Source organism: Kitasatospora sp. NPDC001095, assembly GCF_053598615.1.
Genome location: NZ_JBSFKQ010000011.1, coordinates 47,433 through 70,148, shown reverse-complemented (window position 1 = coordinate 70,148; position 22,716 = coordinate 47,433). Strand labels below are relative to the sequence as shown.

Here is a 22,716-nt window from a genome sequence, read left to right as displayed (position 1 = left end):
CTTCTGGGACTCTGCGTTACACATCCGGTAACGATCTGGCCCACAGTAACGAAAGATCACACTCGGGGGTGCAATCCGGGACCTATGTCCTGGTATGTGAGTACTTTGTCCAAGTTCATATGCATTGTCGCTGTCGGATTCAATTTCTAGATTCATTTGCATCGCAGCGACCGAGCAAATGCGCAAGCCCCGTCCTGCTAACCCGGGACGGGGCTTTTTTATGCCCTTTTCCAATCCAACGAAAGGTGACCAGGGGATAAGTCTGCCCTTTTTCAGCTCCGTTCCGGGAATTCCATGCGCTCCCAACGCATCAGAGATCCCGAGCCAACGGAGTGGCAACCTATGCTCAACCTCACCGAAGATCAGATCACCGCCGCAAAGGCGAACGACCTTGACGCCATCACGGCCATAGTCCGGGAAACCGAAAGCCTGGTCACGGGTGCCGCCCACTACTATGCAAAGCACCAGGGCGAATACTGTGCGACCCGAGCGGAAGACCTTGCACAGGATGGCCGGGTAGCAGTCTGGCGGGCAATCGGCCGGTTCGAAGGCGGAACGGTGGAGCAGTTCGCCGCATACATACGCCGGACGATCGACAAGACGATATCCGACGCGCGACGGGCTGAGATGTTCGAAGGGCTTTCCCCGAGTGCTGCGAAGGATTTTGAGAACGCGCTTCGGCATGCCGGGGGCGACCCGTACGCCGCGGAACACATCGCCACGCAGGACGACGTCATGGGTGCCCGCCGGATGAGTCCCGAACTCGCCTACGCAGCACGGCTTTCGTGGCAGGGGCTCGACTACCTGTCGGCACCAGCCGGCACGGACGACGAAGGCGAACCGCGCACCCTCGCAGTCAAGCTGGCAGAGGAGATCGGTGTCCCGGCCGACCTGGTCGAGCCGCGGGACATCGAGAACCGGCGACAGGCAGTGATCCGCGACCAGGTGCACCGCGCCCTCGGGCGGCTCTCGGACCGGCAACGAACCGTACTCAAGGCGGGACACGGAATCTCGCCCGTCCCGCTGTACCGGGTCGCCGAGGATGATGCCGAGCTGGCTGCCGAGATGGACATGACGCCGTATCAGGTGCAGCAGGCGAGGACCAAGGGCGGGAAGCGCTTCGCCGAGCTGTACACCGCGGGGGCGACACAGTGGTGATCCCCACGGCGGACGGCGGAACGGTCGAGATCGCGCGGCGAGGCAACGTGCTGGACATGCACCTTCGGGACAGCAACGGCGAGACCGTCGCCACGGTGGTCCGCACGGTGACCGGTCGCAGGATCACCGGGCTACCGCTCCGAAGCCTCCCCGGCCGGCTCACAGGTGGGTCTCAGGCTTCCGCGTAGATCCTCAGGCCGGTCACAGACTGTCAGCATGCGGCGTGTCGGTTTGCCTAGGAACTGACGCAGCGTTATATGCCCCCACCTCTTCAGGTGGGGGCTTTTTGCATGTGCATGTTGGTCCGCTTTTGAAAACTTGTTGAAGATTCCTTGATCCAGAGCGCAACCTTTCCTGCTGGTCAGAGTCCTACAGCGCAGGGGGTGCACCAGGTTGATCATGTCCGTGACGAAGTCGGAATACCCCCTTCCGTTGCTCGAACGAGTGTTCTATGGTGAGCAAATGGTCACACACCGCAAGGAATGGCAGGTCCAGCCCACGATCTACGTAACTCCGCGTAACCATGGCGGAGCCGGTGCCTGGGAGGTGTGCACGGGCCCCGCAGCGCTGCTGCCCGTCACGCGAGTCCGCAGGTGCGAGGACCTGCCCGCGATTCTTGAGACCGAGGGGGGAATGGTGGCACGACTGCTCGAAGGCGTGGTGAGGTACGCCGGATTCCGGCTGATCGCACGGGAGACGATCAGCCGCGGACTGGTCGGCCTGGTCGAGTGGCGGCATGATGCGGACTCGGGGCTGTGGCGCCCGCACGACGTGCCGTGGACAGTGTGTGACTCGGGGCAGCACCGCCCCGGCCGCCCGGAGCTGGGGGTGGCAGCATGACCGCCAGGGCGACGGCGAATGCGGAGTTCGTGACGTCGTTCGTGGCATCGCGCGACGACGAAGACGACGCCTGGTCGGCAGCCTTCCGGCTCGGTGCCGTCCTCCGGCGGCACGCCATCACCGAGCGGTACGGCATCCGAGTCCGCCGGCTGCCCCTGTGTCGGGTCGGCGGTCCCGCGTGGGGCCTGTACCTGGTTGACCGGACGCCTGCGGAACCGGTCCCGACCCACCTGATCTACATCTCGGGGGCATGGTCGACCCGCGCCCTGGTGGTCGAGCTTCTGGCCCTCGCCGCGTAGCAACAGCAGACCCCGCCACTCCGGGGAGGGGTGGCGGGGCCTCGGGGCGATGCTACGGAAGGTCTCGCAGCATCACCGCATATCGGGGTGCGTCCGGGAAGGGCTGTCGGTTGCCCACTTGGCGGTAGCCCCATGACTCGTACAGCGCTCGAACCTTCGGGTGGTCCGGGTCGACCAGAAGCACCACCAAAGCCTCGGTGCGCTCCGCCAACAGCGCGGCGTGCAGACGCTCGGCGGCCCCGGTCTTTCGCCACCGTGGGCGCACCATCAGCTCAGAGAATGAGAACGTGGAGTCCCGTTCCGGCGCCGGGTCGACGTGCTCTCGCCACCACTCCCGGCCGGTCTTCGCTGGCGCGCCGTAGGCGAATCCGACTGGTTCTCCGGCGTCGAACCCCACTACACATGCGAAGCCGTCAAGGCCTGTCCAGTGATCAACGAACCAAGGGAAGCGCCGAACGAACGGATCACTCATCTCGGCCGCGTAGGCGTCAGCATGCACGTCAATCAGCAGCTGCCGGAACCCTTCGGGTAGCGCGCCGTGCCGGTAGTGCCGCATTTCGATCATGGTCGGCTCCATTCAGTTCGGAAGCGGTCCACCCACTCTCGCGCACTGGGGGTGGTCGCGGAAAGGGTCAGAAGCTCCCGGTGGAAGTCGCCGAGAACGGTCCGAATCCGGCCGGATAGCGAGGCGCCACCCATCAAGCTGATGACGCTTGTGGCGGTATCCGTGGCGAGTTCAGCGTCGCCTTGGCGAACCTGCGCAAGTGCGAGCCGAGCCGTGGCAAGTGCTCGGTTCCGGCGGAACTGTGGTGGTAGTGCACCCAACGCCTGGTGTGACGCGCTCTCGGCTCGCTCGGCGTTGCCTAGTCGCTCGTAGACGATCGCAGTCAACACGTGCAGCTCTGCTGGCCCGTAGAACGCCGCCCAGGTGGGTCGGTGCTGTGCCGTGGCCCGCGCCAGTGACTCACCCGCGAGCCCGATCGACCGCAAAGCGGCCTGGCGATCTCCCAGGTTCGCAAGCGCGACGGCGACGCGCGCATGCGCCATGGATGCAAAAAGTGGGTCACGGCGAGTGATTCGCGTTGCCTGCGCGGCTCGCGCGGCAGCTACCGCATCCCCGTACTTCCCCTGACTGTTGGCAAGGATCGCAACGGAGTTCCACACTCGGAGTTGCGCGGTCGAGTCCCGGGCGAGGCCGGCGAGCGTTGTACATCTGTCTAGGTGTTGCCGTGCCCGTTCGAACGTGCGGCTGTCGATGCAAGACCACGCCGCAGTAGCGGTGTACGCAGCGGCAACGCCGAACAAACGCTGACGTACTCGTTCGCTGGCAGTGCCATTCTGCTGCAAGTCGATGGCTTGTTGGGCACCCACTAGGGCGGCACGTTCTAGGGCGCCGTGTCCGCCCTGGTGGTCGTCGAGAGCATCCAAGGTCTGTAGTCCGGCGCGGGCCCGTTCGACGTCAGCAAGTCCGACCGTGCGGCAACTGGCGAGCATCGGAACAGCGACCGTCGCTGCGGTGGCTGGTCCGGACGTGATGAAGGTACGGCGTCGCACAGGTTCCTCCGGTGGCGACGCGGGGCGCTGGCCCCGTGGGATGAAGCCAAGTAACTCGGCCGAGCAGTCGAATACTGCCTCTAGTCCGGCGCGCTGTTTGGCGTTGGGCCATCTGGTCCTGCCTGACACCCAGTTGTGCACGGTGCGCTCAGTGCAGCTCCCATACCGACCTGATACGGACTCAGTGTGTTGATTGATCCGATGGGCTAACTCAGCGTGGCCAATGCCCAACGCTGCGATGGCCCGGCGGAGTGCGACGTTGTCTCCCACGCGCTCAACGTAGCTCTGTCGTAACTGTCGGTGGGGAAAGAAGGGTAAAGAAAGTCTCAAGTTTTCCGGTTGCTGGCGCGTAGCGAGTGGCAAGTTTTTCCTTACCGCCCCTGGTGCGTGGGTCGTTCACTGGATAGGCACGCCGGGCAGAGAGCGGACCGCTCTGACCGCTCGGCGTGGCACGCCGCCTGCCTCATAGGCGGTGTCAGGGAGACGAAGGGGTGGCACTGTGAGATCCCTGCTTGACGACCTGCCCAGCACCGAACACAAGGCGGCGGTGTTGGCCCTCGCCGAGTTGCAGGAAGCGTCCCAGTTGGCCGGGGTGGTTCTGCCCTTGCTCGGCGTGGAACTACCGGTCCGGGGTCGGACCGAGTTCCTGGTCCAGCTCGGCGGGGTGTCCCCGGAGACGGCGGCACGGCTCGCGGTCGTACTCCGTGCCGGGGTCGCCGCCATCGCCGCGGAGGAGTCCGCGGAGCCCGGGACCGTCACCCACATGTGGGCGCCGGTCATGGGTGACCTGGTGCACGACATCGGGGCCGACAAGGTCGGCGAGTTTCGCGGACTGGACGACACCGGCCGATGGTTGCTCCGCCCGCCGGCGGGCGGAGAGCCGTGGCCCGTGGACCCCGAGGGCGTACGCGCGGCCGATCTGTCCGACAAGCTCCGGGCCGAGGCTGCGTGGACTACGGCACGACACCGCGCGGCGAGGGTCGGATGACGGAGAACCCGTTTCTCCGCGGCGGACGCCGCACTTTTCGGTACGTGGTGTGGCGGCTCGGACCGGACTTCGACCGCAAGCCGGCATACCTGGTCTTCTGCGAGGGCGAGGACGACGACGGGCGTCCGTGCGGCGCGGACTCGGGCGAGTGCTCGGAGTTGGAGACCGCGCAGGGCTTCCCGTTCGAGCACGCGAAGCGACACCCCGAGCACCGCTCATACGGCGAACTTTCCTACCGGCCGTTGATCATGTTCCCACAGGAGGAACCGGCATGACGCGGAAAACGACGATGACCGGTGCCCTGGCGGTCGTCGTCGCCCTCGCCCCGGCCGCCCTGGTGGCCGTCCTAGGTGCGTGCGACCCGCAAGGTAACCGTCGTGGCGTCTGGTTGTTCGTCGCCCTGGCGGTCGCCGGGCTCGGCATCGCGTACGGGGGTGACTGGGAATCGTGGTGGCGGCGAAGACGGGCGCACGCCCGCGTGCGGGCCGCACAACGGCGTGGTTCGATGCTGTGCCGGGAGGCTCGGCGGGAACGGGTTGTCCGGTGAGCATGGGGACCGAGACACCGCCGATACCGGATGGCCTGCGCTGGGAAGTGGGCGTGTGCGTGCCCTGCGGCACGACGCAGGACGTCACGGCGGTACCGGCGATCGGGCGCCACACGATCCTGATCGTGTGCGGCTTGCACTACTGGCGGTACGCCAGAAGGTTCCACAAGACCATCCAGCTCCGCCCCTGGTACGGGCTGCTGGTCCGACAGCGCGGGCGTTCGCCGTCCATCTGATCTCCCGGAGCACTCACCTACCCCCGGTGCTCCGGGCTCACCCGCCGGTCCCATCCGGCGGAAGGGTGCGCAGGGGAGCGATGCGCACCGGTCGCCCCGGTCCGGTCCCCCGATAGGGCCGGGGCGACTCCCCAAGACCCCGGCGGAAAACTGTGTCCCGCCGGGAAGCACAACCCCCGCCCTGGTGACGTGACGAGTGGACGGCACGGACGACCAGGGCGGGGCCCCGCTTCACCACCCGAGGAATCACGATGCTGCTGCCCGTTCCGATTACGCGAAGACCACACACCGCTGAAGAGCCGACCGGCAAGGCCCGTGAGGACCTGATCGCGCGGTACGAGGCTGGCGCGTCCATGATCAAGCTCGCCCGCGAACTCGGGCACACGGACGACTGGTTGCGGGTCCGCTTCGCCCGGTGGGGTGTCAACATCCGTGACCGCCGAGCAGCGCAACGGCTCAGGTGGGAACGGCACAGGGCGAACCGGGATGCCAAAGCCGCTACCGGCTAGCCCCAACAGACTGCCCGCTCTGACCACGTGTGCGCGGCTGCCCCTCCCCGGGCGACGTGCAGTCCCCCTAGGGCCGTGGCCCGAGCGGGCCCCAATCTCCGGCCGTGGGATGTCCTGGGCCCACACCGGAAACCCCCGTCCCGGGGCGGCGAACTGGTCACGCCGGACACTCGGGACGGGCCCCAGCTCCCGGTGCACGCGGTAGGGGCCGCTTGTGCCGGGTTGCGCTCCGGGCTCGGAGTCCCGGTGCGTACGCCGGTCCCCGCCGGATGTTCTGACAGAAACACTCCGGGAGGGGCCGGCTCCAACGACTCCCGCTCCGAACTGGCTGAGGTCCATGCCGTATAGAGCGGGGCGCAAAACCCGGCCGGTCACCCGATCGGCCGGACAACCGATCACCCCGTGGAGGGGAACATGAAGCCCAACCTGTACGACTTGCCCACCGAGGGCCTGGAGCTGGTCAAGGCGTGCGGCGGCAACCTGGACAGCGAGAGCGAGACCTGCGCGACCCTCGGCGCCATCCCGGGCGCGGCGGACGCCTTCGCCCTCGGTGACAGCAAGCTCGGCGACGACTCGCCGCTCCTGCGGTTCACCGGTGCCGAGCTGGACGCCCTCGGCGACCTGATCGCCGTCGTCCGGGGCGCGGCGGCCTGACGCTCTAGGCCGACGTACCGCTGAATCACACGGGGGACGCTGGTCTGAATCTCAGTCAGACCAGCGTCCCCCGATCCGTGGAGGATAACCCGTGACAGAACTCGCTCACTTCCACGGCTACGGTCCGTGGATCGGTAGGCCCGAGACGTACCACAGTGAGTACCTTCGACGGCCAGCCCCGTTCGACGCGGCATGGCACACGATGGTGTCCGCAATGAAGGGCTCCGAGCAGGAAGCGCACATCCCGTTCGAACAGCGGACGGTTCCACCGATGCGTACGGGGCACTGGCTGCTGCGCCGACCGTCGTACCTCGCCGACCAGACGTGGCGAGAACCGAAGGAAGCGGCGGAGTGGTTGGCCGGCAAGTACGAGCGCCACCCCCCGGCCCCTCTGTCGGACGGCCGCCCGATCCACCCGGGGCTTTCCGCCAAGGTCGAGTACGCGACGGCTGCACTGACCAACGGCACGGACGTGGTGTGGATGCACTACATGCCGGGAGAGCGGATGTTCAGTGCGTCCGTGATCGTGTGTCCGAACCGGCACCTTGCCAACCTTCCCTGTCCGCTTCCCCCTTCATGATCGGAGAAGAGTGCATGGCACTCGCAACCCTGGTCGGCCCCGAGGCAGCCGAAACACTGCTGCGCGCTTGCCCGACCGAACCGGCGATCTACCGCCGCAAGGGGTCTGAGCTGGACGACCGGATCACGCTCCCGCTCATCGGGACGTACATCGATCACGGGCTCACGGACCCCGCGGTCACGGCCGCCGTGAAGGACGGGAAGGCCGTCCATCCGGGACAGTTCTCGCAAGGCGGCGAGATGCGCCCTGGCCGGCTCCGGGGTTTGGTCGAGGCCGGACACACGGTCAACCTGCGGCACCTACAAGCCCGGGTGCCGTACCTCGCCGAGCTGTGCCGCGAGATCCGCGCCGAGACCGGATACACCCTGTACGTCTCCGGGATCGTCACTCCTCCGGGTGGACAGGGACTCCGGCACCACTGGGACCAGTTCACGGCTGTCGTCACACAGATGCACGGCCGCAAGGTTTGGCCGGTTTGGCGTCCCGAGGTCGAGCTTCCGACGGATGACTACCTGGACTCGCCCGTCATGTGGACACCGGAGATGCAAGAGCGGTGGGACACCACCGAGCCCTACGCGGAATACGAACTCGGGCCCGGTGACACGCTGGTCCTTCCCCGGGGATGGGTGCACAGCCCGCACAACACGACCGGGCAGGAAACGTCCTTCCACCTGACCTTCGCCCTGCGTGAACGTACGGTGCTGGACCTCGCTGAAGCGCTGGTCGCCACCGCCCTGGAGGAACGGGAATTCCGCACCGGCGTAGCGCCGGAGCGGCTGACCCCCAAGAACCTGCCGGGCACGCTGGACGGCGTGCGGTCGACGTTGGTCGAGTTCCTGACGCGTGCCGATACGTCGGAGGTGGCGGAGGTAGTCCGGGCGGTCCTGGTGTCAAAACCCGTCCGGTAGGGTCGGTAGCCGGGCGCGGGCGTCTCGTAGTTCACGTAGGCAGTCAAATCTGACCTAGAAGAACGCGGAACGAGTCATTGCCTACCCCGCGCCCTCGGCCCCGCTCGTCGGATGCACCCGCACCCCGACGGGCGGGGCCTACTCGTCTCCCTCGGCCTGGTCGCATGCTTCGGGGTGCGTCACGAAGCTGCCCATGCCCTTACGGGTGACCACGCGGCGAGCATCCCGCAGCGAGGCAATCGCCTTCCGGACGGTCTTCCGGTCCACGCCGAATTCCGCGGCCATCTCCACCTCGGACAGCTTGTCGTCCGGCCGAAGCTCACCAGCCGCAATGCGCGTGGTGATCGTCTCTGAGATTTGTTCCCACTTCGGGCGGGACGGGCTGAACTCGTACACCCCCCGACCGTAGCCGCGAGGGCTAACCAGGCATAGCCCCGGATACCCATGGACAGGTATGGACAGGTTGAGTACCGTCAACCATGAAAGAACCCCCGGAAGCCGATTAGGCCCGGCTGCCGGGGGTGAAGCCGACCAGCTTTCAAGGAGCTGTCCGACATGCATCATTCTATCGTCACGCTCATACGCCGTGTCCTGGTTCTCTGCCTGCCGGCGCGCGGCCAGCATCGCCGCCCCGCCCTGGTGACCTGCGGACCTACCGAACCCGTACAGCTCACCGTGCCGAAGCGGGTCATCTGCGCCCCGACCCGCCCCGTGTCACTGCTCGATCTGCGCGAGACCGTGCAGTACTGCCCGGGCCCCCTGGTCCGCCCGCACATCATCGCGTTCGCGAACATGACCCCTGAGCAGCAGGAAGTGATCCGGCAGCGTCAGGCGGAAGGCATGGCGGAGCAATGGGCAGCCATCGTCAAGGCTGAACTTGCCCGGGACGCGAACGACCAGCGGAAGCGCAGGGCCGCGCTGTTCGCCGCCGCCCTTGATTTGCCCGACCCCTCACACTGGCTCGACAGCATCACGACCGGTGTCCCTCACACCCTCTCCGGGGCGGTGGCGTGATGCCCCGCGTATCCATCCGGACCATGCCCGACGGCACCCGCCGGGGCAACACGCGGGGCCTACGGAAGTGCGAGCGGGAAGGGTGGCAGATCCTCACCCCTGACCGCTACAAGGCCCGCTACGATCCCCGTGCGGCCAACGATCGCCAACCATGGACCGACGGCGTAGACCGCTTCTGGTCCCGGGACTGTTGGGCAGTACCGCACCACCGAATCGTCAGCGAGTAGACCCCCCAGCCCCGTCCGGAACCTCTCCGGGCGGGGCTTTTTTGCTGTCTGAGCTCAAGTCAGGAACGGGGGCGTATGCTACGAGTTACGGGAGCAGGCGCACGGCTGGTCCGACCAGCACAAGGCGTGGAACGGCGGCAAGCTGGACTCCTGGGTCGCCGCCAAGGGCAACGTCCGCACGCTCGGCTTCCTCACCCGCCAGGACATCCCGTTCCACTACGCGCTGGCCGAGAACTGGACCATCTGCGACGCCTACCACTGCTCCGTACTGAGCGCGACCGGCCCCAACCGCACCTACCACTGGTCCGGCCAGATCGACCCGGCCGGCGCCGCCGGCGGCCCGGCCTACGACGGCGGCGACGAGAAGGGCCTGCGCTGGCAGACCTACGCCGAGGCGCTGGAGAGCGCGGGCGTCAGCTGGAAGGTCTACCAGAACGCCGCCGACAACTACGGCGACAACGCCCTGGCGTACTTCAGCAACTTCACGGGCGCCGCGGCCGGCAGCCCGCTGGCCGTCAAGGGCATGGGCTCGGTGCCCAAGGCCACCGGGCGGACCCCGGACGACATCGCCGCCGCGATCAAGGCCGACGTGCTGGCCGGCACCCTCCCGCAGGTCTCCTGGATCGTCGCCGACCAGGCCTCCTCCGAGCACCCGTACGCCACCCCGGCCGACGGCGCGCACTTCGTCCACATGGTGATCGACGCGCTCAACGCGGACCCGAACGTCTTCGACTCGACCGTCCTGTTCCTCAACTACGACGAGAACGACGGCTTCTTCGACCACGTCCCGCCGCCGGCCGCCCCGGCCGGCACCCCCGGCGAGTTCTACAACGGCACCAACATCGGCCTCGGCTTCCGCGTCCCGCTGATCGCCGTCTCGCCCTGGACCCGCGGCGGCTGGGTCAACTCCGAGACCTTCGACCACACCTCGGTGCTGCGCTTCCTGGAGGTCTGGACGGCCGCCCTCGGCAAGCCCGCCACCTGCCCGAACATCAGCGACTGGCGCCGCAAGGTCTGCGGCGACCTGACCAGCGTGTTCGACTTCGCCAACCCGGTGTACGGCCTGCCCGCGCTGCCCGACACCTCGCAGACCATCGGCCTGTCCGCCTGCGGCCCGCTGCCCAACCCGGCCCCGGTGAACAACCAGCTGCCGGTGCAGGAGCCCGGCACCCGCCCGGCGCGCGCCCTGCCGTACCAGCCGAACGCCAACCTGGACCACTGGGACGCCGACGCCAGTGGTGTCATGCACGTCTGGGTGAAGATGTCCAACGAAGGCGCCGCCCGCGCCGCGCACTTCGCGGCCTACGCCAACGCCTACCGCGGCGGCGGCCCCTGGCAGTACACCGTCGACTCCGGCAGCCCCGCCACCGACTTCTTCAACTGCGGCACCAACGGCTTCGGCAGCGGCAAGTACGACCTGACCGTCGTCGGCCCGAACCGCTTCCTGCGCCGCTTCACCGGCGACCTCACCAAGGCGGGCAAGAGCGCGGCCGTCACCGCCTCGTACGCGGTCGAGCCGGGGACGGACAAGCTCGCGCTCTGGTTCAAGCTCGCCAACTCGGGCAGCACGCCGATGACCTTCACCATCGCCTCGAACAACTACCGGACGGACGGCCCCTGGACGTACCAGGTCCCGGCCGGCGGCAGCGTCGACGACTTCTTCAACGCGGTGGCTCACACCAACGGCTGGTACGACTTCACCGTCACGGTGGACGCCGACAGCAGCTGGTCCCAGCGGTTCACCGGCCACCTGGAGACGGGCGCGCCGAGCGTCACCGGCTGACCGCTCCCGGCGTCGCGGGCCCCGACCGCTCACCGGTGGTCGGGGCCCGCGGCGGTTCTGCCGCCGGCCTCAGGACCAGGGGGAGGGCGGGAACCAGATGTAGCCGAGCCGGCCCAGGATCCGCACGTCCCAGTAGACGACGGTGAAGACCCCGGCGACCAGGAAGGCCGCCGCGGTCAGCACGCTGATCCGGGCGGGCCCGGCCGCCAGCCGGCGCTGCAGCCGCCCGCCCGCCGTGTAGGTGAGCAGCACGAACAGCAGCGCCATGACCGCGATGTTGCCGATCGACTGCAGGAGGAACGCGCCGGCGCCGTAGACCGGGTTGTGGCTGTCGGCGGCGTGCCGGAACAGGTCGCGGAAGAGCGGGTACGGCCGGCCCACCAGGAAGCCGCCGATCAGCGCGCCGACGAGCACCAGCGGCGCGTTCGGGAAGCGGCGGGAGAGGCCGGCCAGCGGGTCCCGGACCAGGCCGACGGCGGCCAGGCCGAGCACGATCATCACGAGCCCGATCAGGCCGAAGGTCACCATCGACTGGATGGACCGGGGCGTCAGGCCCTTGGCCGCGGCCGTCGAGAACTGCGGCATGTGCGTGCCGACGAGGCCGACCAGCGCCCCGTAGGCGGCGGAGACCGGCGCCATGCCGGCGAAGATCCACCCCAGTGGCCGGGCGACGTGCAGCAGCCTGCCGCGCAGCGAGGGCGTCTGCCCGACCAGCGGGCCGACCGCGCCGAAGGCCGCGATGTTGCAGGCGGTGAACGAGCCGGCCAGTCCGGAGACGAAGGCGAACAGGATGCCGGAGAGCACTCCGGTGATCGGCGTGCCGTGGGCGTCGTGCCCGAGCAGGGCGTCGGCGCTGCTGAAGCCGATCTCGTCGTCGACCAGCTTCGCGTTCCAGGCGTACGCCAGCAGCAGTCCGCCGGCGGTACTGAGCAGCAGGGTGAGCCAGCGCCGCCGGGGGAAGTCCCCGGTGACGAACAGCGAGGTTCGGGAAGCGAGTTGACGCGGGGTGGGATCGGCCGGCGTGTTCGGCCGGCCGGACGCGAAAGTACTCATGGCGGAGCCTCGATTCGGCAGGGGGCCCGGTGCTCGACGGCTGACATCCTGGCGGTGCGGCCGGTCGGCCGCTTCTTCTGTCGTGCCGTGTCGGAACGCGCTCGGGCGGCGCCGTCCGAGGACGGCGCCGCCCGATCCGCCGGGTTTCCTGGGATCAGTTCCCGTTGCTGTAGCCGGAGTCGACGATCCGCTTCGCTCCCTCGGCGTAGTAGCCCGGGTCCGCGGGGAGGTCGGTGGCCAGGCAGTCGACGTACCGGTTGTACATGCAGAACGCGGCGGCGATCAGCACGGTGTCGTGGATCTCGGTGTCACCGGCGCCGGCCGCGCGGGCGGCCGCCACCGCCTCCGGCGAGACCGGCGCGGCCTGCGCCTGCACCTGCGCCGCGATCCGCAGCAGGGCCCGCATCCGCTCCGGGAGCGGCGCGGACGAGAGGTCGGCCAGGGCCGCCTTCACCAGGTCCTCGCCGCCGTCCAACTGCGCCGCGGCGAAGGCGCTGTGGGCCCCCTCGCAGAAGCGGGTGCCGTTGAGGTGGGAGACGTACGCGGCGACCAGCTCGCGCTCGCCCCGGCTCATCGGGGCCGGGGCCCGCAGCAGCGCGTCGGCCAGCATGCCCAGTGGGGCGGCGGTGTCCGGACGCAGCGTCAACAGGCCGCTGATCCCCGGAAGTCCGTTGTCGATGGCGATGTGCGGCACGGTGTGCTCCTTCGGCTGGGCAGGACGGACGGCGCTCCATCCTCACGAGCGCCGGGCCGGGCCGCCAACTCCGAGATTGCCCTGATCGGACGGGAGCGACCGGCAGGTTCTGCCTGCCCTGCCGGCCCCGCCGGTCCGGGCGCTCAGGCGAAAGGCCCCCGGGGGAACCAGGGGTCGTGGACCTCCCGGGGCCCGTCGGAGGCCAGCAGGGTCAGGCTGTGGGCACCGGAGGCGTACTCGGCCAGTTGGACCGCGCCGTGCCGGGTCTCCAGCTCGGCCTGCACGGGCACCGGCAGCTTGGTCAGCGCCCGCCGCAGCTGCAGGGCGTCGCGCCGGCTGATCGGCTGCGGGGAGCGCAGCACCAGCCGCAGCGGGCTGAGCGGCCCCGCCACCGGCACCCCGCTGCCCAGCTCGTAGCCGACCGCGCCGATCGGCCCCCAGGGGAGCCGGTGGTCCGCCACCAGCCGGCCGACCTCCGGCAGCAGGGCCAGCGCCGGGACGGCGGCCAGCCGCTCGGGGGCCAGCCGCTCGCGCCGTCCGGCGAGCTGCTCGGGCCGCAGCGTCCTGGCCACCGCCGCCCAGGGGGCCAGCGCGTCCATCCGCTGTCCGGGGCGCGGGCCGCGCACGGTCACCGGGAACCACAGCTCGGGCGCCGCCTCCGGGTCCCGGGTGCAGCGCTGGGGGTGCGGCAGGTCGGCCGGGTTGCCGACCACGGCGGGCGCCCGGCCGACCGTGACCCAGGGGTGCGCCCGCAGCACCGCCCGCGCCCAGTCCGGCAGCTCGCCGCCGGCGAGGGGCCGCAGCGAGCTGGGGCACTGCATCAGCAGCAGGTCGTGGGTGCCGGGCAGCCGGCCGTCCAGGGCGGCCAGCGGACCGACCCGCCGGCGCGGTCCGTCGTGCGGGTCCTCGGCGGTGCGCCGGGCGTGGCTTCCGGGGTGTACGACGGTCACAGCGGGCTCCAGAGGGTGGCGTCGATTTTCGCCGACGGCCCCAATCTGCGCCCGGCCGGCGGCCCCCGGCTACGGCCCTTGGGCGCGTCCACCAGGGACCAAAGGCTCAAGGTGCGCCCGTGGGCACCCGGTGTGAGAGTGGGGGCAGCCCGGTCATCAGACTTTCCGTCCATTCCCTTTGGAGGAGTCATGGGCATCTTCGAGAGGTTGTTCCACCGGTCGCAGCACGAGTCCGCCGGGCAGGAGGCCGCCCAGCGTGCCGCCCTCGCCCACGACGAGGCCGCCGACGCGTACACCAATGACGTCGAGCGCACCCGGAACCAGCAGGAGAAGCTCGCCCAGGAGGAGGCCGACCGGCGCGCCGCCGAGAACATGACCTCCGAGGGCGACCCCTGGGACTGAGCCCCGGACTCAGCCCGTACGGGGCGGCAGCGGCGGGCGCCGCAGGTCAGGCCGGGGCGTGGACTCCGGCGGGGGCGCCGCGGCGGGCACGTCTTCCAGCAGCTCCAGAGCCAGCTGGACGGCGGTGACCAGTTCCGGGTGGCGCCCCCGCGCCCAGTCGCGCGGGGTGCGCAGCACGTGCACGTCCGGCTCGACGCCCTGGTTCTCCACGGACCAGCCGAGGCCGCCGCCGAACCAGGAGGCGTTCTTCGGCACCGAGATCTGGGTGCCGTCGCCGAGGGTGTGCCGCCCGCTCATCCCGACCACCCCGCCCCAGGTGCGGGTGCCGATCACCGGGCCGAGCCCGAGCAGCTTGATCGCCGCGATGATCACGTCGCCGTCCGAGCTGGTGGCCTCGTCGGCCAGCGCCACCAGCGGTCCGCGCGGTGCGTGCCGGGGCCAGCGCACCGGGTGGCGGCCCCGGCTGAAGTCCCAGGCCAGGACGTGCCGGGAGAGCTTCTCCAGCACCAGTTCGGAGACGTTGCCGCCGGCGTTGCCGCGCACGTCCAGGACCAGTGCGGGCTTGTCCAGCTCGCGCCGCAGGTCCCGGTTGAACTGCGCCCAGCCGGAGCCGCCGAGGTCCGGGATGTGCAGGTAGCCGCACCGCCCGTCGCTGTACTCCCGGACCAGGGAGCGCCGTCTGGCCACCCAGTTCTGGTAGCGGATGGGCCGCTCGTCGGTCAGCGGGGTGACCACGATCCGCCGCACCGGGCCGTCCGGGCCGCCGCGCAGGGCCAGTTCCAGGGTGCTGCCGCCGGTGCCGGCCAGCAGCGGCAGCGGTCCGCGCACCGGGTCCACCGGGCGGCCGCCGACCTCCAGGATCTCGTCGCCGTCCCGGACGCCCTGGGCGGCCAGCGGGGCGCGGGCGCGCGGGTCGGAGGTCTCGCCGGGCAGCACCCGGTGGACCAGCCAGCGGCCGTCGGGGGACCGGCGGGTGTTGGCGCCGAGCAGGCCGAGCGGCTGCTGGGCGAGGACGGGGCCCTCGGCGCGCCGGGACGGGGTGACGTAGGCGTGCGAGGTGCCGAGCTCGCCGAGGAGTTCGCGCAGCAGGTCGGCGAAGTCGTCGGGGGTGCAGACCCGGTCCAGCAGCGGCTCGTACTGGGCGACCAGCGCGGGCCAGTCCAGGCCGGACATCCGCTCGTCCCAGAACTGGTCCCGGACGATCCGGGCCGCCTCGTGGTACGCCTGGCGCCACTCGGCGGCCGGGTGCACGGTGTGGGTGATCCGGCGCAGGTCGACGGTGGTGCCGGCGGCGGGGGCGGCGACCGGGATCACCCGCAGCGCCCCGGCCGAGTAGACCGCGATCGAGCCGCCGTCCCCGGAGACGGCGTAGCCGTCCAGCTTGTCGACCAGGGTGCTGCGGGTGCCCCGGACGAGGTCGAAGTGCTCCAGCGAGGGGCGCCCCGAGGTGTCCTCCGGGCTGGCGAAGGTCTGTCCGAGGGTGCCGGAGATCGGCCAGCGCAGCCAGACCAGGCCGCCGCGCACCGCGTCGGTGGCCGAGTACTTGGAGGTGATCACCGGGAACTGGAGCAGCCGCTCGCCGATGCCCTCCGGGTCGACCCGGACGGTGCCGTCGCCGCCGCCGTCGCCGAGCGGGGCGCCGTCCTCGGCCGGGGCGGCGAACGGTGAGGGGGTGTCGACGGCGAGCGACACGAGGTACGGGCGGCAGCCGACCGGGAAGGAGAGGTCGCCGGTGTGCACGTCGTGGACCGGGTCGAAGCCGCGCCAGGACAGGAAGGCCAGGTAGCGGCCGTCCCGGGTGAACACCGGCTGCTCGTCCTCGAACCGGCCGTCGGTGACGTCGGTGGTCCCCGCGGGCGTGTCGGCGCGGGTGAGCCGGATGCGGCGCAGCGAGCGCCCGGCGACCGGCTCGGACCAGGCGATCCAGTGCGAGTCGGGGGAGAAGCGGGCGCTGGAGACCGGTCCGTAGCCGGAGGCGGCCACCTCGCGGACCTCGCCGTCGGCGGCGGAGAGCAGCAGCAGCCGCCCGTCCGAGGTGGCGACGGCGAGCCGGCTGCCGTCGGGGGAGGCGGTGAGCTCCAGGACGCGGCCGATCCGGCCGGCGGCGAGCAGCCGGTGGTGGTGCCGGTCCGAGCCCTGGTGGCCCGGCGGCCCGGCGTGGCCGGGCAGCGGCACCACCTCGATCGCGTCGGCTCCCTCGGCGTCGGTGATCCAGGCCGCCTCGCCGGTGTGCCCGAGCACCACCGGCAGCCGGGTGCGCACCCCGGGGGTGTCGGCGAGCGCGCGGGCCGGACCGTCCTTGTGGGTGAGCCAGTACTGGCTGCCGCGCACGGTGATCACCCCGGCCCGGCCGGTCTGGTCGCAGGCGAGGTCCTTGACCTGGCCGGCGGTGTTGACCTGGTACGGGCGGCGGCCGGCCCGGGCGCCGCCGAGCGGGACGTGCAGCCGGTGCGGGGCGGGGGCGTCCAGGCCGTCCAGCAGCCAGAGGTCGCCGGCGTGCTGGTAGACGATCCGGGTGCCGTCGGTGGCGGCCTCGCGGGCGTAGTAGGAGGCGTGGTCGGTGTGCCGGCGCAGGTCGGTCCCGTCCGGGCGGCAGGAGTAGATGTTGCCGATGCCCTCGTGGTCGGAGAGGAAGGCGATCCGGCTGCCGAGCGCTCCGGTGACCGGCATCGGTGCGGCGAGGTGCCCGGTGTGCTCGGGCAGGATCCGCTCGCCGTCCACCCAGAGCCGGCCGGTGGCGCCGCCGCGGTAGCGCTTCCAGGCGGCCGGCTCGTGCGGGGCGGCGCCGGTGAGCAGCACGGTCCGCTCGCGGCTCATCTGGGCGTCGCCGACCGGCCCCCAGGGCATCCGGCGGCCGGGGGAGCCGTCCGGCGGCAGGGCGTGCGCCCAGGTGTAGTGGCCGAAGGGCTCGTGGTAGGAGGTGACGGCCAGCACCTCGCCGTCCGGCAGCCAGCCGCGCACCCGGGTGTCGTGGCTGCCCCAGAAGCTGAGCCGGCTCGCCTGGCCGCCCTCGACCGGGGCGGTCCACACCTCGGGGGTCAGGCCGAACCAGCTGGTCCAGGCGAGGGTGGTGCCGTCGGGGGAGAAGCGGGGGTGGCTGACCCGGGTGCGGTCGCAGCCGACCCGCCAGGCCCGACCGGCGCCGGCGCCGTCGGCGTCCAGCGGGGCGATCCAGACGTCGTCCTCGGCGGTGAAGGTGAGCAGGCCGCCGTGGAGGTGGGGGTAGCGGAGGTAGCCGGGCGGGGTCACCCCTCCATCCTTCGACGGGGTGTCACCCCCGGCAACCGGAGAAGTCGGGAACCGGTCTGGACCATTGACACCGCCCTGTCGAATCCACTTCAGTGGTCTAGTCCAACTTGGGTGCCAGGCCGGGCCGTTCCCCCCACTGGCGCGTGCTCCGGCGTGCCCTCGGACGTCCCCCACGACCGCGCCATCGCAGGAGCACCCGCATGCGCAGAACACCCATGCCCAAGACCCCGGTCAGGGGCCGCCGCGCGGCCCTCGCCGCCGGTACCGCCTCCGCCGTCGCCGCGGCCGCCCTGGTCGGCGTCACGCTGGGCCTGGCGCCCGCCGCCTCGGCCGGCGAGTTCCTGGTCAACGGCGGCTTCGAGTCCGGCTCGCTCGGCCCCTGGAGCTGCACCGGCGACTCCGGCAGCGTCGTCACCGCCCCCGTGCACGGGGGCGGTCGCGCGCTCGCCGCGGGCGCCACGGCCGGCGACACGGCCCAGTGCGCCCAGACCGTCACCGTCGCCCCGAACACCACCTACACGCTCAGCGCCTTCGTCAACGGCTCGTACGTCTACCTGGGCGTGGACGGCGGCGGCCCGAGCACCTGGACGCCGGGCACCGGCGGCTCGTACCAGAAGCTCAGCGTCAGCTTCACCACCGGGGCCAACCAGACCAGCGCCACCGTGTACACCCACGGCTGGTACGGGCAGGGCACCTACTACGCGGACGACATCTCGCTGGACGGCCCGGGCGCGCCCAGTCCGACGCCCACACCGACCGCTACCGCCTCCCCGACCGCCACCGTCTCGCCGACCGCGACGCCCACCGGCACCCCCTCGCCGACCGCGACGCCGACCGGGACTCCGACGGGCACCCCGACCGGCACGCCCACCAGCCCGCCCGCCGGCAGCCACGCCCTGGTCGGCTACCTGCACGCGAGCTTCGCCAACGGCGCCGGCTACACCCGGATGGCCGACGTCCCGAACTCCTGGGACTTGATCGACCTGTCCTTCGGCGAGCCCACCTCCGTCACCTCCGGCGACATCCGCTTCAACCGCTGCCCGGCCACCGAGTGCCCGACCGTCGAGTCGGACGACGAGTTCAAGGCCGCCATCGCCGCCAAGCGGGCCCAGGGCAAGAAGGTGCTGATCTCCATCGGTGGCCAGAACGGCCAGGTCCAGCTGACCACCGCCGCCGCCCGGGACACATTCGTCAGCTCGGTCTCGGCGATCATCGACAAGTGGGGCCTGGACGGCCTGGACATCGACTTCGAGGGGCACTCGCTCTCCCTCAACACCGGTGACACCGACTTCAGGAACCCGACCACCCCGGTCATCGTCAACCTGATCTCCGCGCTGAAGACCCTCAAGGCCAAGTACGGCCCGGGCTTCGTGCTGACCATGGCGCCGGAGACCTTCTTCGTCCAACTTGGCTACCAGTACTACGGATCCGGCCCCTGGGGCGGCCAGGACCCGCGCGCCGGGGCGTACCTGCCGGTCATCCACGCGCTGCGCGACGACCTCACCCTGCTGCACGTCCAGGACTACAACTCCGGCTCCATCATGGGCCTGGACAACCAGTACCACTCGATGGGCGGCGCCGACTTCCACGTCGCGATGACCGACATGCTGCTCAAGGGCTTCCCGGTGGCCGGCAGCGCGAACAACGTGTTCCCGCCGCTGCCCGCCTCCAAGGTGGCCATCGGCATGCCGGCCACCACCAACGCGGGCAACGGCTACATCGCCCCGGCCGAGGTGAACAAGGCGCTCGACTGCCTCACCAGGCTGGCCAACTGCGGTACTTACGTGCCGCGTTCGGGCGCCCAGCCGAACCTGCGCGGACTGATGACCTGGTCGATCAACTGGGACCGGTTCGGCGGCCAGGAGTTCTCCAGGAACTTCAACGGCTACTTCGGCCGTTGAGCCACTGAGCCGTTGAGCCACTGAGCCGTTGAGCGGCCGATCCGACGGGCCGCCGGCCCCGATCGCCCGCGGGGCCGTGCTTGAACCTGACACCGGTGTGAGGTCCAAGCATGGTCCCCATGGCGACCACACAGCTCACAACCCCGCTACCCCACAAGCCCTTTCCACTCCCCGCCCTGCTCGCACTGGCCACCGCGGTCTTCGTCACCGGCCTCACCGAGAACCTGCCGGCCGGCGTGCTGCCCGGGATGAGCGCGGCGCTCGGAGTCAGCGAGTCCGCGGCCGGGCAGACCGTCACCGTCTACGCGATCGGCTCCGCCGCCACCGCGATCCCGCTCAGCGCGGCCACCGCCGGCTGGGGCCGCAAGCGGCTGCTGCTCACCGCGATGGCGGGCTTCGTGGTGGCCAACACCGTCACCGCGGTCTCCACCAGCTACCCGCTCACGCTGGCCGCCCGCTTCCTCGCGGGCGTCGCGGCCGGCCTGGCCTGGGCCCTGCTGGCGGGGTACGCGCGCCGGCTGGTACCGGTCGAACAGCAGGGCCGGGCCATGGCGGTCGCGATGGCGGGCGTGCCGGTGGCGCTGTCGCTGGGAGTGCCGGTCGGCACTTTCCTCGGGCAGGCGCTCGCCTGGTGGGTGCCCTTCCTGGCCATGACGGCACTGGCGGTCGGCGTGATCGGCTGGATCGCGGCGCTGCTGCCGGAGCAGCCCGGGCAGCCGGCCGGCGGGCGGGCACCGGTCCGGCAGGCGCTCACCGTGCCCGGTGTGCGGCCGGTGCTCACCGTGACGGTGCTCTACGTGCTCGCCCACACCATCCTGTACACCTACGTCGCGCCCTTCCTGGACCGGGCCGGCCTCGGCGGCGCCACCGGCACCGTGCTGCTGGTCTTCGGGCTGGGCTCGCTGGCGAGCGTCTGGCTGACCGGCGCCCACATCCACCGCCGGCTGCGGCGGCTGACGATCCTCGGCACGCTGCTGGTCGCGCTGGCGGCGGCCGTCCTCTCCGGGTGGTCCGCCGACGCGCCGCCGGTGTACGTCGCCGCACTGTGCTGGGGCGTGGGCTGGGGCGGCGCCCCGACCCTGCTGCAGACCGCGCTGGCCGACGCGGGCGGGGAGCGGGCGGACGCCGCCCAGGCCGTGCTGGTGACCCTGTGGAACGCGGCGATGGCGGGCGGCGGCGTGGTCGGCGGGCTGGTCCTGAGCGGCCTGGGCACCGGCGCCCTGCCCTGGACGGTGCTCGCGCTGGTGCTCCCCGTCCTCGCCGTGGTCACCGCCGCCCGCCGCCACGCCTTCCCGCCCCGGCGTTAGCGCTCCATCAGCCGGTGCACCGCCTCGACCACCTCGGGGGAGGCCTTCGCCATGGAACCCGACGCGTACGGCGGCTGGGGGTCGTACTCGATCAGCAGCTGGATCGCCTGCGCGGTGGTGTCCCCGCTGATCAGGCCGGCCAGCGTCAGCGCGAGGTCGATCCCGGCCGAGACGCCGGCGGCGATGGCGTACTTGCCGTCGATGACGACCCGCCCGGTCCCGGTCGGCTCCGCCCCGTACGCGGGCAGCCGGTCCAGGACGCCCCAGTGAGAAGTGGCCCGACGGCCCTTGAGCAGCCCGGCGGCGCCCAGCAGCAGCGAGCCCGAGCAGACCGAGGTGGTCCAGGTGGTGGTCGCGTCCACCCGGCGCAGCCAGTCGAGCAGTTCCTCGTTCGCGAGCTGCGCCTGCGTGCCGGGCCCGCCGGGCACCAGCAGCAGGTCGGCCGAGTCCACCTCGTCCAGGGTGGCCTCGGCGGTGATCGACAGGCTGCCGACGTCGTTGCGCACCGGCCCCCGTTCGGCGGCGGTGAACACCACCTCGGCGCCGGGGATCCGGGACAGCACCTCGTACGGGCCGACCGCGTCCAGGGTGGTGAAGTCGGGGTAGAGCAGGATGGCGATGCGCATCAGTGACCTCCGGTCGGTTCGGGTCGGAAGCGGCGTCGGTACTCGGCGGGCGGGGCGGCCAGGGCCCGGACGAAGGCGCGCCGCATCGCCTCCGGGGTGCCGTAGCCGCAGGAGCGCGCGATCTCCTCGACGCCGTCGTCGGTGTCCTCCAGCAGCCGCCGGGCGGCCTCCAGCCGGACCCCGTCCACGTACCGGCCCGGGGTCACCCCCACCTCGGCGGCGAAGGCCCGGGCGAAGTGCCGCGGCGACAGCGCCGAGCGGCAGGCCAGGGCCTCCACCGAGAGGTCGCCCTCCGGGTGCTCGGCGATCCACCGCTGCACCTCGCGCAGCGGCTGCCTGGCCGCCACCTGGGCGGCCAGCTGGGTGCTGAACTGGGCCTGGTTGCCCGGTCGGCGCAGGAAGACCACCAGGTGGCGGGCGACCAGCAGGGCCGTCTCCCGTCCCAGGTCCTCCTCGACCAGGGCCAGCGCCAGGTCGATCCCGGCGGTGACCCCGGCCGAGGTGGCGACGTTCCCGTCCCGGACGTGGATCGGGTCCGGGTCCACCTCGACGTCCGGGAACCGCCGGGCCAGCTCCTCGCCATAGGCCCAGTGGGTGGTCGCCCGGCGCCCGGCCAGCAACCCGGCCTCGGCGAGCAGGAAGGCGCCGGTGCACACCGACACCACCCGCTCGGCCCGGCCGGCCAGCTCCCGGATCCGGGCCACCAGTGCCGGGTCGGCGAGCTTGGTGCCCTCCCCGCCGGGAACCAGCAGGGTGTGCACCGGTCCGACCTCGGCCAGGTCCGCGTCCGGCAGCAGCCGCAGTCCGCTGTGGCTGCGCACCGGACCGCCACCGGGGGAGGCCGTGGTCACCCGGTACGCGTCCGGCTGCCCGGAGGCCTTGTCCGCACCCGCGAACACCTCCAGCGGGCCGGTCACGTCGAGGCTCTGCACGCCCTCGAAGAGGACGATGACCACGTTGCGCGCTCTCATGCGACCAGCCTCCCAACGGGTGACTGTGGCAGCAATGACCTGTTTCCCACCTTTCCTGCCATCCGCCGCGCGGGCGGACGCGGAAACGGCGGGCGGACTCGGGAAGAAGCAGGGGGACGCGGAAACGCCGGAAGGCCCCTCGCTCTCGCGAAGGGCCTTCCGGCTGTCTGTGCGCCGCCAGGGACTCGAACCCCGGACCCGCTGATTAAGAGTCAGCTGCTCTAACCAACTGAGCTAGCGGCGCCTGCTGACGTGGAGAACATTAC

The 22,716-nt window shown here is 71.0% G+C and carries 22 protein-coding genes, 1 tRNA gene and 1 pseudogene; 15 read left to right on the top strand and 9 right to left on the bottom strand.

The genetic code is table 11. The features are described from left to right. Positions 1 to 342 precede the first annotated feature (342 nt). The 3 genes from ACWDBB_RS13005 (at position 343) to ACWDBB_RS12995 (ending at position 2,297) form a co-directional block, all read left to right on the top strand. A complete protein-coding gene (locus ACWDBB_RS13005) occupies positions 343 to 1,158 on the top strand; it encodes a sigma-70 family RNA polymerase sigma factor (RefSeq protein ID WP_449789619.1) in 816 nt (271 codons plus the stop codon). Between the two features lie 399 nt (positions 1,159 to 1,557). After that, entirely contained in the window at positions 1,558 to 1,998 is a 441-nt protein-coding gene (locus tag ACWDBB_RS13000) for a hypothetical protein (protein WP_449789618.1), read from the top strand. Continuing rightward, complete coding sequence (locus ACWDBB_RS12995; RefSeq protein WP_449789617.1) at positions 1,995 to 2,297, top strand: hypothetical protein; 303 nt, start codon at positions 1,995 to 1,997, stop codon at positions 2,295 to 2,297. Before ACWDBB_RS13000 ends, ACWDBB_RS12995 begins: the two co-directional genes overlap by 4 nt. 52 nt (positions 2,298 to 2,349) lie before the next feature. Here ACWDBB_RS12995 and ACWDBB_RS12990 read toward each other — a convergent pair whose 3' ends face one another. After that, positions 2,350 to 2,862 (bottom strand): GNAT family N-acetyltransferase, encoded by a 513-nt coding sequence (locus ACWDBB_RS12990; protein WP_449789616.1) that lies wholly within the window; start codon positions 2,860 to 2,862, stop codon positions 2,350 to 2,352. Between the two features lie 1,488 nt (positions 2,863 to 4,350). On the opposite strand from ACWDBB_RS12990, the gene ACWDBB_RS12985 reads away from it, so the two are divergent. From ACWDBB_RS12985 to ACWDBB_RS12955, 7 genes are all read left to right on the top strand, one after another. After that, positions 4,351 to 4,839: a hypothetical protein gene (locus ACWDBB_RS12985; protein WP_449789615.1), complete on the top strand. Its 489-nt coding sequence runs from the start codon at positions 4,351 to 4,353 to the stop codon at positions 4,837 to 4,839. Continuing rightward, entirely contained in the window at positions 4,836 to 5,114 is a 279-nt protein-coding gene (locus ACWDBB_RS12980; protein WP_449789614.1) for a DUF7848 domain-containing protein, read from the top strand. The genes ACWDBB_RS12985 and ACWDBB_RS12980 overlap by 4 nt, the downstream gene beginning before the upstream one ends. Then, positions 5,111 to 5,386, top strand: coding sequence for a hypothetical protein (locus tag ACWDBB_RS12975; RefSeq protein ID WP_449789613.1), 276 nt, complete (start codon positions 5,111 to 5,113; stop codon positions 5,384 to 5,386). Before ACWDBB_RS12980 ends, ACWDBB_RS12975 begins: the two co-directional genes overlap by 4 nt. A 487-nt stretch (positions 5,387 to 5,873) precedes the next feature. After that, positions 5,874 to 6,131, top strand: coding sequence for a hypothetical protein (locus ACWDBB_RS12970; protein ID WP_449789612.1), 258 nt, complete (start codon positions 5,874 to 5,876; stop codon positions 6,129 to 6,131). 414 nt (positions 6,132 to 6,545) lie between these two features. Next, positions 6,546 to 6,785 carry a DUF397 domain-containing protein gene (locus ACWDBB_RS12965; RefSeq protein ID WP_449789611.1) on the top strand — a complete coding sequence of 80 codons (240 nt, stop codon included), beginning with the start codon at positions 6,546 to 6,548 and terminating at the stop codon, positions 6,783 to 6,785. A 214-nt stretch (positions 6,786 to 6,999) separates the two neighbouring features. Beyond that, positions 7,000 to 7,365, top strand: coding sequence for a hypothetical protein (locus tag ACWDBB_RS12960; protein WP_449789610.1), 366 nt, complete (start codon positions 7,000 to 7,002; stop codon positions 7,363 to 7,365). A gap of 14 nt (positions 7,366 to 7,379) precedes the next feature. Then, a complete protein-coding gene (locus ACWDBB_RS12955; protein WP_449789609.1) occupies positions 7,380 to 8,273 on the top strand; it encodes a JmjC domain-containing protein in 894 nt (297 codons plus the stop codon). Between the two features lie 138 nt (positions 8,274 to 8,411). On the opposite strand, the gene ACWDBB_RS12950 is transcribed toward ACWDBB_RS12955, so the two are convergent. Further along, complete coding sequence (locus ACWDBB_RS12950; RefSeq protein ID WP_449789608.1) at positions 8,412 to 8,669, bottom strand: GntR family transcriptional regulator; 258 nt, start codon at positions 8,667 to 8,669, stop codon at positions 8,412 to 8,414. 159 nt (positions 8,670 to 8,828) lie between these two features. Here ACWDBB_RS12950 and ACWDBB_RS12945 point away from each other — a divergent pair, with 159 nt between their 5' ends. Continuing rightward, positions 8,829 to 9,287: a hypothetical protein gene (locus ACWDBB_RS12945; RefSeq protein ID WP_449789607.1), complete on the top strand. Its 459-nt coding sequence runs from the start codon at positions 8,829 to 8,831 to the stop codon at positions 9,285 to 9,287. Positions 9,288 to 9,611: 324 nt separating this feature from the next. Further along, positions 9,612 to 11,297: pseudogene (locus tag ACWDBB_RS12940) on the top strand (phosphocholine-specific phospholipase C); the annotation flags it as partial. Between the two features lie 69 nt (positions 11,298 to 11,366). On the opposite strand, the gene ACWDBB_RS12935 reads toward ACWDBB_RS12940, so the two are convergent. From ACWDBB_RS12935 to ACWDBB_RS12925, 3 genes are all read right to left on the bottom strand, one after another. Continuing rightward, positions 11,367 to 12,350, bottom strand: a complete 984-nt coding sequence (locus ACWDBB_RS12935) for a hypothetical protein (protein ID WP_449789606.1) — start codon at positions 12,348 to 12,350, stop codon at positions 11,367 to 11,369. Between the two features lie 154 nt (positions 12,351 to 12,504). After that, complete coding sequence (locus ACWDBB_RS12930; RefSeq protein WP_449789605.1) at positions 12,505 to 13,044, bottom strand: carboxymuconolactone decarboxylase family protein; 540 nt, start codon at positions 13,042 to 13,044, stop codon at positions 12,505 to 12,507. 143 nt (positions 13,045 to 13,187) lie between these two features. After that, positions 13,188 to 13,994, bottom strand: a complete 807-nt coding sequence (locus tag ACWDBB_RS12925; protein ID WP_449789604.1) for a phosphoribosyl-dephospho-CoA transferase MdcG domain-containing protein — start codon at positions 13,992 to 13,994, stop codon at positions 13,188 to 13,190. 189 nt (positions 13,995 to 14,183) lie between these two features. On the opposite strand from ACWDBB_RS12925, the gene ACWDBB_RS12920 reads away from it, so the two are divergent. Further along, a complete protein-coding gene (locus ACWDBB_RS12920) occupies positions 14,184 to 14,396 on the top strand; it encodes a hypothetical protein (protein ID WP_449789603.1) in 213 nt (70 codons plus the stop codon). 9 nt (positions 14,397 to 14,405) lie between these two features. Here the strand turns inward: ACWDBB_RS12920 and ACWDBB_RS12915 are convergent, their stop codons facing one another. Further along, positions 14,406 to 17,645 (bottom strand): S41 family peptidase, encoded by a 3,240-nt coding sequence (locus ACWDBB_RS12915; RefSeq protein WP_449789602.1) that lies wholly within the window; start codon positions 17,643 to 17,645, stop codon positions 14,406 to 14,408. Between the two features lie 200 nt (positions 17,646 to 17,845). Here ACWDBB_RS12915 and ACWDBB_RS12910 point away from each other — a divergent pair, with 200 nt between their 5' ends. Continuing rightward, complete coding sequence (locus ACWDBB_RS12910) at positions 17,846 to 19,546, top strand: chitinase (protein WP_449789601.1); 1,701 nt, start codon at positions 17,846 to 17,848, stop codon at positions 19,544 to 19,546. A gap of 119 nt (positions 19,547 to 19,665) precedes the next feature. Next, positions 19,666 to 20,853, top strand: a complete 1,188-nt coding sequence (locus ACWDBB_RS12905; protein WP_449789600.1) for an MFS transporter — start codon at positions 19,666 to 19,668, stop codon at positions 20,851 to 20,853. Here ACWDBB_RS12905 and ACWDBB_RS12900 read toward each other — a convergent pair. From ACWDBB_RS12900 to ACWDBB_RS12890, 3 genes are all read right to left on the bottom strand, one after another. After that, complete coding sequence (locus tag ACWDBB_RS12900; protein WP_449789599.1) at positions 20,850 to 21,479, bottom strand: DJ-1/PfpI family protein; 630 nt, start codon at positions 21,477 to 21,479, stop codon at positions 20,850 to 20,852. The two genes, ACWDBB_RS12905 and ACWDBB_RS12900, sit on opposite strands and share 4 nt — an antisense overlap. Then, on the bottom strand, positions 21,479 to 22,450 hold the full coding sequence (locus tag ACWDBB_RS12895; RefSeq protein ID WP_449789598.1) for a GlxA family transcriptional regulator: 972 nt from the start codon (positions 22,448 to 22,450) through the stop codon (positions 21,479 to 21,481). Before ACWDBB_RS12895 ends, ACWDBB_RS12900 begins: the two co-directional genes overlap by 1 nt. A gap of 170 nt (positions 22,451 to 22,620) precedes the next feature. Next, positions 22,621 to 22,694, bottom strand: a tRNA-Lys gene (locus tag ACWDBB_RS12890). Positions 22,695 to 22,716: the final 22 nt, after the last annotated feature.

Coding starts and splice junctions, on each gene's coding strand:
- ACWDBB_RS13005 (WP_449789619.1), top strand. CDS start 343: ATGCTCAACCTCACCGAAGATCAGATCACCGCCGCAAAGGCGAACGAC.
- ACWDBB_RS13000 (WP_449789618.1), top strand. CDS start 1,558: ATGTCCGTGACGAAGTCGGAATACCCCCTTCCGTTGCTCGAACGAGTG.
- ACWDBB_RS12995 (WP_449789617.1), top strand. CDS start 1,995: ATGACCGCCAGGGCGACGGCGAATGCGGAGTTCGTGACGTCGTTCGTG.
- ACWDBB_RS12990 (WP_449789616.1), bottom strand. CDS start 2,862: ATGATCGAAATGCGGCACTACCGGCACGGCGCGCTACCCGAAGGGTTC.
- ACWDBB_RS12980 (WP_449789614.1), top strand. CDS start 4,836: ATGACGGAGAACCCGTTTCTCCGCGGCGGACGCCGCACTTTTCGGTAC.
- ACWDBB_RS12975 (WP_449789613.1), top strand. CDS start 5,111: ATGACGCGGAAAACGACGATGACCGGTGCCCTGGCGGTCGTCGTCGCC.
- ACWDBB_RS12970 (WP_449789612.1), top strand. CDS start 5,874: ATGCTGCTGCCCGTTCCGATTACGCGAAGACCACACACCGCTGAAGAG.
- ACWDBB_RS12965 (WP_449789611.1), top strand. CDS start 6,546: ATGAAGCCCAACCTGTACGACTTGCCCACCGAGGGCCTGGAGCTGGTC.
- ACWDBB_RS12960 (WP_449789610.1), top strand. CDS start 7,000: ATGAAGGGCTCCGAGCAGGAAGCGCACATCCCGTTCGAACAGCGGACG.
- ACWDBB_RS12955 (WP_449789609.1), top strand. CDS start 7,380: ATGGCACTCGCAACCCTGGTCGGCCCCGAGGCAGCCGAAACACTGCTG.
- ACWDBB_RS12945 (WP_449789607.1), top strand. CDS start 8,829: ATGCATCATTCTATCGTCACGCTCATACGCCGTGTCCTGGTTCTCTGC.
- ACWDBB_RS12935 (WP_449789606.1), bottom strand. CDS start 12,350: ATGAGTACTTTCGCGTCCGGCCGGCCGAACACGCCGGCCGATCCCACC.
- ACWDBB_RS12920 (WP_449789603.1), top strand. CDS start 14,184: ATGGGCATCTTCGAGAGGTTGTTCCACCGGTCGCAGCACGAGTCCGCC.
- ACWDBB_RS12910 (WP_449789601.1), top strand. CDS start 17,846: ATGCGCAGAACACCCATGCCCAAGACCCCGGTCAGGGGCCGCCGCGCG.
- ACWDBB_RS12905 (WP_449789600.1), top strand. CDS start 19,666: ATGGCGACCACACAGCTCACAACCCCGCTACCCCACAAGCCCTTTCCA.
- ACWDBB_RS12900 (WP_449789599.1), bottom strand. CDS start 21,479: ATGCGCATCGCCATCCTGCTCTACCCCGACTTCACCACCCTGGACGCG.
- ACWDBB_RS12895 (WP_449789598.1), bottom strand. CDS start 22,450: ATGAGAGCGCGCAACGTGGTCATCGTCCTCTTCGAGGGCGTGCAGAGC.